11 protein-coding genes are annotated in these 15208 nt (G+C 35.8%); 8 read left to right on the plus strand and 3 right to left on the minus strand.

Annotated features, from left to right (window positions below; translation table 11 throughout):
* The first annotated feature begins 103 nt into the window (after positions 1–103).
* On the plus strand, positions 104–3226 hold the full coding sequence (locus CZ225_RS12140) for an efflux RND transporter permease subunit (RefSeq protein WP_077154249.1): 3123 nt from the start codon (positions 104–106) through the stop codon (positions 3224–3226).
* Positions 3227–3322: 96 nt separating this feature from the next.
* On the opposite strand, the gene CZ225_RS12145 is transcribed toward CZ225_RS12140, so the two are convergent.
* Positions 3323–3772 (minus strand): type I restriction enzyme HsdR N-terminal domain-containing protein, encoded by a 450-nt coding sequence (locus CZ225_RS12145; protein ID WP_077154250.1) that lies wholly within the window; start codon positions 3770–3772, stop codon positions 3323–3325.
* Positions 3773–3835: 63 nt separating this feature from the next.
* Here CZ225_RS12145 and CZ225_RS12150 point away from each other — a divergent pair, with 63 nt between their 5' ends.
* From CZ225_RS12150 to CZ225_RS12170, 5 genes are all read left to right on the plus strand, one after another.
* A complete protein-coding gene (locus CZ225_RS12150) occupies positions 3836–4612 on the plus strand; it encodes an AMP nucleosidase (protein ID WP_077154251.1) in 777 nt (258 codons plus the stop codon).
* Between the two features lie 27 nt (positions 4613–4639).
* Positions 4640–5659, plus strand: a complete 1020-nt coding sequence (gene holA, locus CZ225_RS12155; protein ID WP_077154252.1) for a DNA polymerase III subunit delta — start codon at positions 4640–4642, stop codon at positions 5657–5659.
* 1212 nt (positions 5660–6871) lie between these two features.
* Entirely contained in the window at positions 6872–7342 is a 471-nt protein-coding gene (locus CZ225_RS12160) for a helix-turn-helix domain-containing protein (RefSeq protein WP_077154253.1), read from the plus strand.
* Positions 7343–7418: 76 nt separating this feature from the next.
* Positions 7419–8195, plus strand: a complete 777-nt coding sequence (locus CZ225_RS12165; protein WP_077154254.1) for a dihydroorotate dehydrogenase electron transfer subunit — start codon at positions 7419–7421, stop codon at positions 8193–8195.
* Positions 8183–9094 carry a dihydroorotate dehydrogenase gene (locus CZ225_RS12170; protein WP_077154255.1) on the plus strand — a complete coding sequence of 304 codons (912 nt, stop codon included), beginning with the start codon at positions 8183–8185 and terminating at the stop codon, positions 9092–9094. Before CZ225_RS12165 ends, CZ225_RS12170 begins: the two co-directional genes overlap by 13 nt.
* 216 nt (positions 9095–9310) lie before the next feature.
* On the opposite strand, the gene trmD is transcribed toward CZ225_RS12170, so the two are convergent.
* Positions 9311–9988, minus strand: a complete 678-nt coding sequence (trmD, locus tag CZ225_RS12175) for a tRNA (guanosine(37)-N1)-methyltransferase TrmD (protein ID WP_025074165.1) — start codon at positions 9986–9988, stop codon at positions 9311–9313.
* A 74-nt stretch (positions 9989–10062) separates the two neighbouring features.
* On the opposite strand from trmD, the gene ligA reads away from it, so the two are divergent.
* Together ligA and dapA are read left to right on the plus strand one after the other, a co-directional pair.
* A complete protein-coding gene (ligA, locus tag CZ225_RS12180; protein ID WP_077154256.1) occupies positions 10063–12063 on the plus strand; it encodes an NAD-dependent DNA ligase LigA in 2001 nt (666 codons plus the stop codon).
* 58 nt (positions 12064–12121) lie between these two features.
* Positions 12122–13015, plus strand: coding sequence for a 4-hydroxy-tetrahydrodipicolinate synthase (gene dapA / locus CZ225_RS12185; protein WP_077154257.1), 894 nt, complete (start codon positions 12122–12124; stop codon positions 13013–13015).
* 327 nt (positions 13016–13342) lie between these two features.
* Here the strand turns inward: dapA and CZ225_RS12190 are convergent, their stop codons facing one another.
* Positions 13343–15196 carry a DUF5722 domain-containing protein gene (locus CZ225_RS12190; protein WP_129585800.1) on the minus strand — a complete coding sequence of 618 codons (1854 nt, stop codon included), beginning with the start codon at positions 15194–15196 and terminating at the stop codon, positions 13343–13345.
* Between the last annotated feature and the right edge of the window lie 12 nt (positions 15197–15208).

A 15208-nucleotide genomic window follows, 5' to 3' on the forward strand; every position in this document is an offset into this window, starting at 1 on the left:
GTTCCTTCAAGGGTTATTAATGAATTATATATTAACAGAAGTGATTTAAACTTCCCCTTTTCATGAAAGGGCTGTAAAAAGGCTTCGTAAACTCATAAATAATATGTTCTCTAAATTTTTCATAAACCGACCGATTTTTGCTACTGTACTTGCACTGCTCATTGTAGTAGCTGGTTTGGTTACTCTAAATATATTGCCTGTGGCACAGTTCCCAGACATTACACCGCCTACAGTACAGGTATCTGCAGTTTATCCCGGAGCAAATGCTGAAACGGTAGCCCAAACGGTGGGGCTTCCGATAGAGCAACAGGTTAATGGAGTGGATGGAATGCTTTATATGTCTTCCAATTCTTCTTCTTCGGGAGCTTACTCATTGACTATTACGTTTGCCGTTGGTACAGATATCGATATGGCAACCGTACAGGTACAGAACCGGGTAAGTGTGGCCCAATCATCTTTACCCGAACCTGTTGTTGTTCAAGGGGTAACCGTACAGAAGCAATCCTCAAATATCGTTATGTTTTTAACGATGACTTCTCAAGATTCTCTTTATAACAGTTTATATCTTACCAATTATGCGAAACTAAATTTGGTAGATCAATTATCTCGTGTTCCTGGTGTTGGAGCTGTCAATGTAATGGGAGCTGGGGATTATTCAATGCGTATATGGCTTGATCCTGAAGCCATGCGAATCCGGAACATCTCACCAGAACAAGTTTATCAAGCCATTCAATCTCAAAATGTGGAAGTATCTGCCGGCTACATTGGTCAGCCGATCGGAGAGGATAATAAGAATGCTTTTCAATATACACTGAATGTGCAAGGAAGACTTAGTTCTCCGGAACAATTCGGTAATATTATTATTCGTCGAGAAAAGGAGGGAGCAATGCTTCGATTGAAGGATATAGCTCGTATTGATTTAGGTTCTGCATCTTACAGCGTAGTATCACAACTGAAAGGAAGACCTACAGCAGCTATTGCTATTTATCAACAACCGGGTTCCAATTCATTGGATGTATCCAAAGGAGTAAAAGCTAAAATGGGAGAATTGGCAGAGAATTTTCCAACAGGCGTATTTTACAATGTAACGTTGGACACGACAGATGTTATTCATGCTTCTATAGATGAAGTGATGGTTACATTTTTGGAAACAACTTTATTAGTAATACTTGTCATTTTCTTGTTTTTACAGAATTGGAGAGCAGTGATTATTCCATGTATTACAATTCCAGTTTCATTGATTGGCACACTTGCTGTCATGGCTGCATTTGGTTTCTCTATTAATACGCTAACTTTATTTGGGTTGATATTAGCAGTTGCCATTGTGGTAGATGACGCCATTGTGGTAGTTGAAAACTCTTCGAGATTGTTAGAAACAGGACAATATTCACCACGTGAGGCTGTTACAAGAGCAATGGGAGAGATTACCGGACCTATTGTCGGAGTAGTATTAGTGCTGCTTGCCGTATTTATTCCGACAATGTTGATTAGTGGTATCTCTGGCCAGTTATACAAACAATTTGCCTTAACAATTGCTGCTTCCACTGTATTAAGTGGTTTTAATTCACTGACATTAACTCCGGCACTCTGTGCCTTATTTCTCGAAAAGAGTAAACCTTCCAACTTCTTTATATATAAAGGATTCAATAAAGCTTATGATAAAACACAGGGTGCATATGATAGAATCGTAAAATGGTTACTTGAACGACCGGGTATAGCTTTTTTATCATATGCTGTTCTGACTATTATAGCTGTTTTACTTTTCATGCGTTGGCCATCTACTTTTATTCCGGATGAAGATGACGGGTATTTTTTAGCTGTTGTACAACTTCCGCCAGCTGCAAGTCTGGAACGTACACAAGCTGTTGGGAATGAGATTAATGCAATATTAGATTCCTATCCGGAAGTGGAAAATTATATTGGTATTTCTGGTTTCTCAGTTATGGGAGGCGGAGAACAAAGTAATTCGGCTACATATTTCGTAATATTGAAGAATTGGAGTGAAAGAAAGGGAAAAGATCACACTGCAGCAGCGGTAGTCAATCGTTTCAATGGTGAAGCATATATGACGATACAAGCAGCAGAAGTGTTTGCCATGGTTCCTCCGGCTATTCCCGGATTAGGTGCATCCGGAGGTTTACAACTTCAATTAGAAGACCGGAAAAACCTGGGACCAACTGAAATGCAACAGGGTATTAATACCTTGCTGGCTTCTTACCATTCCAAACCAGCTTTAGCTTCAGTTTCGAGTCAGTATCAAGCAAATGTGCCACAATACTTTCTAAATATAGACCGTGATAAAGTACAATTCATGGGGATTGCCTTGAATGAGGTCTTTTCTACGTTGGGTTATTATATGGGAGCAGCTTATGTTAACGACTTTGTGGAATTCGGGCATATTTACCAAGTTAAAATAGAAGCTCGTGACCAAGCACAGAGAGTTATTGATGATGTATTGAAATTAAGTGTACCCAACGCGACAGGAGAGATGGTACCATTTTCTTCTTTTACCAAAGTAGAAGAACAATTGGGACAAGATCAGATTAACCGGTATAATATGTATTCTACTGCTACTTTGACTTGTAATGTAGCTCCTGGAAGTAGTTCTGGACAAGCGATTCAAGAAATGGAGGCTCTATTTAAAGAACAGTTAGGGAATGAGTTCGGTTATGAATGGACTTCAGTTGCTTATCAGGAAACACAAGCAGGGAATACCACAACAATTGTCTTAGTAATGGCATTAATTGTTGCATTTTTGGTTTTAGCTGCTCAATATGAGAGTTGGACGAGTCCAATAGCAGCTGTCATTGGATTACCTGTTGCCTTACTAGGTGCTATGATAGGTTGTTCGATTATGGGCACCCCAGTCAGCGTCTATACTCAAATTGGTATTATCTTGCTTGTAGCACTTTCGGCAAAAAATGGTATATTGATTGTTGAATTTGCCCGCGATTTTCGTGCCGAAGGTAACTCTATTCGTGAGGCTGCATATGAAGCTGGACATATTCGGTTGCGTCCAATATTAATGACTTCATTTGCCTTTGTATTAGGAGTAATGCCATTGCTTTTCGCTACAGGAGCAGGTGCTCAAAGTCGCATTGCATTGGGGGCTGCTGTTGTATTCGGTATGGCTATGAATACTTTACTCGCCACTATTTATATTCCTAGTTTCTACGAATTAATGCAGAAATTGCAGGAGAAATTCAACAAGAAAAAGGATAAATAATATACTGACACTATCCAGTCAGGATGGTGTCAGTATATAGTTGGGATGATGACACTATAAAAGCAGTATAGTGTCATCATCTTTTTTTTAAGAATATCATAGTAAATTATAGTCAGGAATATCTCTGAGAAAGGTATAACTCTGTTGCTCGTAATCCATCTGACAACAATAATGTTGCATCCCGTTACTAACAATCAGGTAGTCTACTTTCAGTACCATATTATATCGTGTAATTTGATTAAATACAGCTTGTGTTATCTCAATGTGTGGAGCTTTGTATTCAACAATCATTCGGGCAGACAGATCTCTCCGAAACAACACTGTGTCGCAACGTTTGGTAGTACCGTTTAACTTGATTATTACTTCATTAGCCAAAAGTGCAGTCGGATATCCTTTATATGCAATAAGAAAATGAACGAAGTGCTGTCGTACCCATTCTTCCGGAGTAAGAGCGACATATCGTTTACGAATTACATCAAAAATTACATTTTTTCCGTTTCGTACATTTATTTTAGTGTCGAATGCTGGTAGGTTTAACGATAACATTTATTATTTTTGTAAGTTAAATAATGGTTTCTATCATTGGAACCACAAATTTAATAGATAATTATGAAAACAAAAGAAGAAATCGTAGCTAATTGGCTACCCCGTTACACAAAACGTAACCTGGAGGATTTTGAAGAGTATATTCTGCTAACTAATTTCAACAAGTATGTAGAAATTTTTGCAAACTTGTTTAATGTTCCCATTTTAGGCAGAGATGCTAATATGACTTCTGCCAGTGCTGAAGGTATCACAATGATCAATTTCGGAATGGGAAGCCCTAATGCTGCTATTATTATGGATTTATTAGGTGCTATTCATCCAAAAGCTTGTCTCTTTTTGGGGAAATGTGGAGGTATTGATAAAAAAAATCAGATTGGTGATTTAATTCTTCCTATTGCTGCTATTCGTGGCGAAGGAACTTCTAATGACTATTTTCCCCCTGAAGTGCCAGCTTTACCGGCATTTATGTTACAACGTGCCGTTTCATCAGCTATCCGAGATTATGCCCGCGACTATTGGACAGGGACTGTATATACTACCAACCGACGTATCTGGGAGCATGACGATACTTTCAAAGACTATTTGAAGAAAACTCGTGCAATGGCAGTCGATATGGAAACGGCTACATTATTTAGTTGTGGTTTTGCTAATCATATACCTACTGGTGCATTATTATTAGTGTCCGACCAACCAATGACTCCAGATGGAGTAAAAACAGATAAAAGTGATAACATAGTCACCAAAAATTATGTAGAAGAACACGTTGAGATTGGTATAGCTTCTCTTCGTATGATTATTGATGAAAAGAAAACTGTAAAACACTTGAAATATGACTGGTAAGCAGCTTTTCTAAAGTGAATATATTATATGGCAAAGCAAGAATTGACGTGTGATGACATTCTTAGGGAATTAAAAGCCCAACAATATCGTCCGATTTATTATTTAATGGGAGAAGAATCGTATTATATCGACGTGATTGCCGATTATATTACGGATAACGTATTGAACGAAACGGAAAAGGAGTTTAACCTAACTGTTGTATATGGATCGGATGTAGATGTAGCTACTATAATTAATGCTGCAAAACGCTATCCGATGATGTCTGAGCATCAGGTAGTAGTGGTGAAAGAAGCACAAGCTGTCCGTAATATGGAAGAATTGTCATACTATCTTCAGAAACCACTACATTCTACAATCCTAGTGATATGCCATAAACATGGCACATTAGATCGCAGAAAAAAACTGGCTGCAGAAATCGAAAAAGTAGGCATTTTGTTTGAATCTAAAAAGATTAAAGATGCACAGTTGCCTGTCTTTATCTCTTCGTATATGAAACGAAAAGGAGTAGACATGGAACCTAAAGCAACTGCCATGCTTGCTGATTTTGTGGGTTCAGATTTAAGCCGTTTGACAGGAGAATTAGACAAGTTAATAATAACATTGCCCATAGGACAAAAACGTGTAACTCCTGAGCAAATAGAAAAGAATATTGGTATCAGCAAAGACTATAATAATTTTGAATTGCGGAGTGCTCTTATAGAAAAAGATATTCTTAAAGCAAATAAGATAATAAAATATTTTGAAGAAAATCCGAAAACTAATCCTATTCAAATGACTTTATCTTTGCTGTTTAGCTTCTTTTCCAATCTAATGTTAGCTTATTATGCACCAGATAAATCAGAGCAGGGAATTGCAAATATGTTAGGTTTAAAAACTCCATGGCAAGCACGAGATTATATGGCTGCAATGCGGAAATATAGTGGAGTAAAAACCATGCAAGTAGTTGGTGAAATACGGTATGCGGATGCAAAATCAAAAGGAGTCCAAAATAGTTTAATGACAGACGGGGATATTCTTCGTGAATTAGTGTTTAAGATTTTACACTAAAAAAATAATATTATTATTATAGAATAAGGCATATACTTTTACTCTAATTATAGAGAGTGTATACCTTATTTTTTATATCTTAAATTCTACTTTTTATTTTTGATGAAGTTTCTTCTTTTTCTAGATGAGAACTTTACAAAATAGTGATTATCAATTTATGATCTTCAATATAAATATAACAAGGGTAGACTAGAATTTTTTATCCTTGTCAAAATCTCTTTTTGAGTATTTTAAAGTCTATTTTCTCTTCTATCCGAAATCATACTCTTTTAGAAAAATAAACAATCTACTTTATTTTATATATAGAGTACAGAGCTGATTGAAATACTTTCGATATGATTAAATAGTAGAAAAAACTCTTCTGATCTCTCTTTTGATAGTTGTCATTTTGATAGTTTTACAGTATCAGGTTTTGATTCTGGTACTATTTCTCTAGTTTGATTAAATTAGAATAGATATAATATTGGAGTAAAATATTGAATATAAGAATATTACATCAAAATTAGTGCCTCTAGAATTTAAAAATTATAAAGATTCGATGAAAGGGGTGGAAAAATTGCAAGGATTTACCTATTTCAGAGTGAATGTAATAGAAATATAACAGAAATTTCAAAATACATTAGTAAATATAGGATTCTTTCATTGAATTTTATTGCAATTGCAACTTTCTATATTTACAGATGTATTCTTTGTTGATCGCTTATATATTATATACACATGTGAATTATACACAATAATATATTACTGAATGCATATACATTAATATATAATGGAAATTACAAATGTTGTTTATAAGATAGAAGTGTAGTGGAAGAGGGGATTAACACTTTTATTTGGTGTGATTAATATGCTGTTTATTAATATATTACCGTGTTTGTGTGAATAATAAGTATAGAATGGGCTTTATGTTGTTTTGTATATTTGTGAATTAAACTTATTTACTAATGAATTTGATAATTATATAGCTAATAAACAATATGTTATAGAATTTAATTAAACTAATGATAGGCATGGATTAATGATGATATAGCCTTATATACAAAAGTGTAGTTCACTATTGTATACGATTCGATATAAATGTAATATTGATATTTTTATATTTGTAATTTGCTTTTGTGAAACTTATTTTTTACTTTTGTATATTCATTATATTGATATATATTTTTGTGAAATCACTATATAATACGTACAATTGTAACTAGAGTGAATAGTATGGAGTTAAAAGATAGAATTAGATTAATAATGGAAAGAGAAAAAGTTCCTCCCAGAGTTTTTGCTGAAACAATTGGTGTGCAACAATCTACTCTTTCTCATATTTTGAATGATAGGAATAAACCTAGCCTGGAAGTCGTGATGAAAGTTCATCAAACTTATAATTATGTAAGTTTGGAGTGGTTACTTTATGGTAAAGGTGAAATGGTAGCTATTTCAAATGATCAAGGATCAACTAATTCCAATGGTGATTATCAGCCTTCATTATTTGACGAGAATCCATTAAATTCACCCCAAAGGACGATTGCTACGGAAAATCGCAAGGAAATGCCATTAGAAAATACAGAAATTATCCCTAAAGAGATTGTAAAACAAGAGATTAGATATATAGAAAAGCCTACTAGAAAAATTACTGAAATAAGAATCTTCTTTGATGATAACACCTATGAAACGTTTAGGCCTGAAAAATAAGTGGTAAAAACGGAGGTTTGATCAAATTCCTGTATCTTTGCAACGAAAATATGAATTTATACTTTTATATCCATACATGAAAAAATTTATTTTAGATCTGACGGTCACTGAGAATATCAGATTACATACTAATTATGTATTACTGAAATTGACTTCTCAGTCATTACTGCCCGAAATGCTACCGGGACAGTTTGCTGAACTTCGGGTGGACGGTTCACCTACTACATTTTTGCGTCGTCCCATTTCTATTAACTTTGTGGATAAACAACGTAATGAGATATGGTTCCTTATCCAATTGGTTGGAGATGGTACAAAGCGTTTAGCAGAAGTAAACAAGGATGATGTTATCAATGTTATACTTCCCTTAGGTAATGCTTATACAATGCCGCAAACCCCATCAGATAAGTTGCTATTAGTAGGTGGAGGTGTCGGTACTGCTCCTATGCTATATTTAGGTGAACAATTAGCCCGAAATGGTCATAAACCTACTTTCCTTTTGGGAGCTCGTAGTGATAAGGACTTGTTGCAATTAGAAGAGTTTGCAAAATACGGTGATGTTTATACTACAACAGAGGATGGTAGCCATGGGGAAAAAGGATATGTTACCCAACATTCAATATTGAACAAAATACATTTTGAACAAATATATACTTGCGGTCCGAAGCCAATGATGGTAGCTGTTGCAAAATATGCTAAGAGTAATCAGATAGAATGTGAAGTATCTTTGGAAAATACGATGGCTTGTGGTATTGGAGCTTGCCTTTGTTGCGTAGAGAATACGACAGATGGTCACTTGTGTGTATGTAAAGAAGGTCCTGTTTTTAATATAAATAAACTACTATGGCAGATTTAAGTGTAAACATTGGTGAATTACAAATGAAGAATCCGGTAATGACTGCATCCGGTACATTTGGATATGGTGAAGAGTTCTCTGACTTCATTGATATAGCGCGAATAGGTGGTATTATTGTAAAAGGAACTACTCTTCACAAACGTGAAGGAAATCCATATCCACGTATGGCTGAAACTCCATCTGGAATGTTAAATGCTGTGGGACTGCAAAATAAGGGAGTAGATTACTTTGTAGAGCACATATATCCTCGTATAAAAGACATTCAAACGAATATGATTGTAAACGTTTCCGGATCTACTATTGAAGATTATGTGAAAACAGCAGAAATCATTAATGAACTTGACAAAATTCCTGCCATAGAGTTAAACATCTCATGTCCTAATGTGAAACAAGGGGGGATGGCTTTTGGTGTGTCAGCAAAAGGTGCTGCTGAAGTAGTAAAAGCTGTGCGTTCTGCTTACAAAAAGACACTTATCGTAAAACTCTCTCCAAACGTTACTGATATAACAGAAATTGCTCGTGCAGTCGAAGAAAGTGGAGCTGATAGCGTGTCATTAATCAATACACTATTGGGTATGGCTATAGATGCTGAGCGTAGACGCCCTATTTTATCAACTATAACAGGAGGTATGTCAGGAGCTGCTGTAAAACCGATTGCTTTGCGTATGGTTTGGCAAGTTTCAAAAACAGTAAATATTCCGGTCATAGGATTAGGAGGAATTATGAATTGGAAAGACGCGGTTGAGTTCATACTTGCAGGAGCATCTGCCATCCAAATTGGTACAGCAAATTTCATAGATCCTACCGTTGCAATTAAAGTTGAAGATGGTATAAATAATTACCTGGACAGATACGGATGTAAGTCTATAAAGGAAATTATTGGTGCACTTGAGGTATAACTAAAAACATATAATAACTATTCGCATCAATTTTAAAAGAAAAATGTCATTTTCCACTTTAAGTATTGAGATGAGATATCTTTTATAGATTGAGAATCTGAAATATATTTGAGATACGAAAAGTAAGAAGGCATATAGATATTAAATAATAGACAAATAAAAACTCCGGTGAAAAAAGGTTCTTTTTTCACCGGAGTTTTTATTTACATTTGAATTTTATTCTTCTAGTAAGTCTGGACGAAGTTTTTTAGTACGTTCCAAAGATTGTTGTAACTCCCATTCTTTAATTTTTGCTTCATGACCAGACAATAAGATATCGGGAACTTTCCAGCCTTTATAATCAGCAGGACGTGTATATACAGGTGCCGCTAACAGATTATCCTGAAATGAATCGGAAAGGGCTGATTGTTCATCCGAAATAACCCCCGGAATGATACGTATAATTGCATCTGCCATAACTGCTGCAGCTAATTCACCTCCTGTCAGCACATAATCTCCTATACTGATTTCTTTTGTGATTAAATGTTCTCGGATTCGGTAGTCTATACCTTTAAAATGACCACAAAGAATAATAAGATTTTGGACAAGAGAAAGACTATTAGCCATTGGCTGGTCAAACAATTCTCCATCCGGAGTAGTAAAGATCACTTCGTCATAATCTCGCTCGGCTTTTAAGGAGTTGATGCAACGTTCAATAGGCTCAATCTTCATCACCATTCCTGCAAAACCGCCAAAAGGATAATCGTCTACGCGTCTATACTTATCTTCTGTATAGTCGCGAAGGTTATGGATATGAATTTCTGCAAGTCCTTTATTCTGAGCCCTTTTCATGATGGAACAATTAAAAAAGCCTTCAATCATTTCAGGCAAAACTGTTATTATATCTATGCGCATAATCTTTAATTTTTCGCAAAAGTACAAATATTCAAAGAGAAACCTGTATTTTTGCCTTAAACAATCGAAGAAATATGGATATTAAAAAGAAAATAGAAGAATTACGTGCCGAACTTCATCAGCATAATTATAATTATTATGTATTGAATACTCCGGAAATTTCAGATAAGGAATTTGACGATATGATGCGAGAACTTCAAGATATGGAGCAGGCATATCCGGAATTTAGAGATGAAAATTCGCCAACAATGCGTGTAGGCAGCGATTTAAATAAGAATTTTACCCAGGTAGCTCACAAATACCCGATGCTATCATTAGCTAATACCTACTCGGAAGGTGAAGTGACTGACTTCTATGAACGCGTTAGTAAAGCTTTAAATGAAGATTTTGAAATCTGTTGTGAGATGAAATATGATGGAACATCTATTTCGTTATCGTATGAGGATGGAAAACTAATCCGAGCAGTCACACGTGGAGATGGAGAAAAGGGTGATGATGTGACTGATAATGTCAAGACAATCCGTTCTATTCCTCTAGTATTGCATGGTGATAATTATCCTTCTTCTTTTGAGATCAGGGGGGAAATACTTATGCCTTGGGTCGTATTTGAAGAACTAAATCGCGAAAAAGAAGCGCGTGAAGAACCACTTTTTGCCAATCCAAGAAATGCAGCGTCCGGAACACTTAAATTACAGAATTCTTCTATTGTAGCATCTCGTAAATTAGATGCTTACCTGTATTATCTATTGGGAGAAAACTTACCTTGTGACGGACATTATGAAAACCTTCAGGAAGCTGCCAAATGGGGATTTAAGATTTCTGGAATAATGCGCAAGTGTCAAACATTACAAGAAATATTCGATTTTATCAATTATTGGGATGTAGAGCGCAAAAATTTGCCAGTTGCTACAGATGGTATTGTTTTAAAGGTGAACAGTCTGAGACAACAAAAAAATCTAGGTTTTACAGCAAAGTCTCCTAGATGGGCGATTGCCTATAAGTTCCAAGCAGAACGTGCCCTTACTCGTCTGAATAAGGTAACTTATCAAGTAGGTAGAACAGGTGCTGTTACTCCTGTTGCGAATTTAGACCCTGTTCAACTTTCCGGAACGATTGTGAAACGTGCCTCTTTACATAATGCTGATATCATCGAAGGACTCGATCTACACATAGGAGATATGGTTTACGTGGAAAAAGGTGGTGAAATTATTCCTAAAATTACAGGTGTAGATAAAAATGCACGTAGTTTCATGCTTGGTGAAAAAGTGAAGTTTATTACTAATTGCCCTGAATGTGGTAGCAAATTGATCAGATATGAAGGTGAAGCTGCACACTATTGTCCGAATGAAACGGCATGTCCTCCCCAAATTAAAGGCAAAATTGAGCATTTTATCAGTCGTAAAGCGATGGATATCGATGGTCTGGGACCTGAAACAGTCGATATGTTCTATCGTTTGGACCTGATCCATAATACTGCAGATTTGTATGAATTGACAGTAGATCAAATTAAGGGTTTGGATCGAATGGGAGAAAAATCGGCTGAGAATATCATTACAGGGATTGCCCAAAGTAAAGAAATACCTTTCGAACGTGTCATATTTGCATTAGGAATTCGCTTTGTTGGAGAAACTGTTGCTAAAAAGATTGCAAGGTCGTTTGAGAATATTGATGAACTGCAAAATGCTGATCTCGAAAAGCTGGTAAGTATCGATGAAATCGGGGAAAAAATAGCCCAGAGCATTCTTTCATATTTTGCTAATGAGTCGAATCGTGAGTTAGTTGGCAGACTCAAGAAAGCAGGTTTACAGTTATATCGTACAGAAGAAGATTTAAGTGGATACACAGATAAGTTGTCAGGTAAATCCATTGTGATTAGCGGAGTCTTTACTCACCATTCTCGCGACGAATATAAAGAACTCATTGAAAAAAATGGAGGAAAGAACGTCGGGAGTATTTCTGCCAAAACTAGTTTTATTCTTGCAGGTGAAAATATGGGACCTGCAAAATTGGAGAAAGCTCAAAAACTTGGAATAACCATAGTAAGCGAAGACGATTTTCTGAAACTTATATCATAAGATATGAAAAATATTCGTACTTTTGTGCCTGAAATTATTAGAGATTATAATTAAAACCATGATACAGACAAAATTGAAAGGAATGGGGGTAGCACTGATTACTCCTTTCAAAGAGGATGAGAGCGTTGATTATGATGCTTTGATGCGTTTAGTAGACTATCTATTGCAAAATAATGCGGACTTCTTGTGTGTGTTGGGTACTACAGCTGAAACGCCTACACTTACTGAAGAGGAGAAGAAAACCATAAAAAAAATGGTGATAGACCGAGTGAATGGAAGAATCCCTATTTTGCTAGGCGTAGGTGGGAATAATACACGTGCTGTAGTAGAAACATTAAAAAATGATGATTTTACAGGGGTAGATGCCATATTGTCTGTTGTCCCATATTATAATAAACCTTCTCAAGAAGGTATTTACCAACATTATAAAGCAATAGCTGAAGCTACAGAACTACCGATTGTACTATATAATGTACCCGGACGTACTGGAGTAAACATGACTGCTGAAACGACTTTACGTATTGCTCGTGACTTTAATAACGTAATTGCCATCAAAGAGGCTTCTGGTAATATTACTCAAATGGATGATATCATTAAAAATAAACCGGATAACTTTGATGTGATTTCTGGAGATGATGGTATAACATTCCCTCTGATTACATTAGGAGCTGTTGGAGTAATCTCGGTGATAGGCAATGCTTTCCCACGTGAATTTAGCCGTATGACGCGTTTGGCACTTCATGGAGACTTTGCGAATGCACTGACTATACATCATAAATTTACAGAGTTATTCAATCTTCTGTTTGTAGATGGTAATCCGGCAGGTGTGAAATCGATGCTAAATGCAATGGGAATGATTGAGAATAAACTTCGACTCCCCTTAGTTCCAACACGTATTACTACCTTTGAAGCTATACGGAAAGTTTTGAATGAACTGAATATAAAATGTTAGTAAAAAGCCCTATTTAAATTATAAAAAAACCACATATGGAGATTGAATCTTTAATATGTGGTTATTTTGTTTTATCATCTCTTGATTAATTCTCCTCAAAAAAAGATCTAAATGTTTGTTGTCAAACACTCTTATGTTTTTAAAAAAGATCGAAGAGAATGAAAATAAACTTCCCATAGATTATTAAAAAGCCTTCGATTTCTTCGATGAAATGGGCTAAAAAATAAAATAAGATTGAATTTTAAATCCTGCTACAAACAATTTTGTGTCAGTATAGATTTATTGCGTTATAGTGTTTCTATATAATATTCATTTTATGGTTGTTATTTATTTGATTTTACCGTTATACCATATTTCTTCCCACTTGCTAATATTAATAACATCTTTGTATTCATCTCTTACTTTCTCCCATTCTTTTGTTTCAAAAGCACGAACCACATCCCAGATTAGCTTTTTGCCCAATGGATCTTCTTTGTAATCAGCAAATTTACGTAACCCCAAACGAAGTCCTCCTTCTCCTGGATCGTCGGCCCAAAGATGATAATAGTAGCACTTGACATTTCTCATTTTACGGATTTTCTCCCAAGTATACACCATTCCAGCTGCTTGATCCCGAAGTGATTTTTCACTATAGTCTGGTGAATTCAGTCCCTGTTCTGTAAAATGAATCTCCCGAGGAATCCCACGATAGCATACATGAGGTTGTGCTGCCCATGCATCAAGAACTTCCAGATTTTTAGGAGTAATATAAGGAGTGTCAAAACTGTAAGTTGCCTGATCGTCTTTCCATGTACATGGATTATTAATATCTTGAGGATATGGATGTGCAGCAATAGCCCATTGAAAATCACCTTCCTGATGGCAGAAGTCTAAAAGGATATTTAGCAAATCTTTCCCTTCATAACTACGTTTGTTACTCTTACGATTCCAGTCGTGATCCATGGATATCATTACTTGGGTGTTAGGATCAAATTGTCTTGCAATATTATAAACAGTTCTCAGAGATTTCTGGTATATGTTCATATAAGACAACATGCGTCTATCACCAGCGTTGGCCCAATAGAATCCATTTTGAATTTCATTATGTACAATCCAGTGATGGATACGCCCATGTTCTTCCGAACTATATCTTTCACATAAGAAGGTCATTGTTGCTGCGTAAGCTTCTACGCCATCTTTCGACAACATATTTGGCATTGCAAAAGCTGCACTCCCTTGACGTTCGGGATGAGCAGCTTGCATCATCCAAGTGCCTGGTGTGAAATCACGATCTAATGGTAAAAGAAGAATAGCTGAAATCAGCCATCCATGTTCTTTAGCTTTTTTTGCATTCCAATCAATCAATTTTATTGCAGGGCTATTGACATCTACATACCAAATCTTACCACAATATTCATACGGAGTGCGTTCCGGAGCTGGATTAGGGAAAAGTATTTCATTTAGCAAGATATTAAAATTAGCACCACCTACTCCTAATAAATTCATGTCTTCATGATCGAAAGGACAGCCACCGATACCTTTAAGAGAATGTGCTGTTACTTTACGAAGCTTCTGTCGGGGAGAAATATCGTCTGCATAATGAATTGAAGATAATAATTCGTATTTATTATTCTTTTTACGAATGATAGCCCAACTCGATAATAACCTATCATGTCCGTCTTCCGCATATCGTTGAAATGAATGTTTAAAGTTACCTGATTTACTCAACGGAATAAAAACACCTATGTTGTTCAGATCAGTAGCATCTTCCCAAATGGGTATTTCGGCTAATCCTATATTACTAATATCAACCTTGTCTGATAATTTCCCCTTTACTGTAATGCTTGCTTTCTGATAAGAAACGCCAACATGCGTTATAGACGAGTTATAATTAGTTTGGAGATAAGATTCCAAACGTTTGCAATGTGCGGCATCTTCTTGATCTCGACGTTCTATGTTTTCAAGAATATCACGATCACGTTGGTTCAAAGGTCGAAGTTGCAAATTGTTAATAATAAATTTATTTCCACCATTCATTCCAAAACGTATACGAATCCAAGAAATAGGTTTTTCAATAGGAGCATCTGTACATGAAATATCATAGTCATTTGATAACCAACCCTCGGTGCGAGGCAATTCATATCGATTACCTTCAATAAGATGATCGTTGTCCAATTGTCCAACAAAAAGTACCAAACTCATAACACCTGATGT

It is taken from the genome of Bacteroides bouchesdurhonensis (genome assembly GCF_900155865.1).
Classification (GTDB): domain Bacteria; phylum Bacteroidota; class Bacteroidia; order Bacteroidales; family Bacteroidaceae; genus Bacteroides; species Bacteroides bouchesdurhonensis.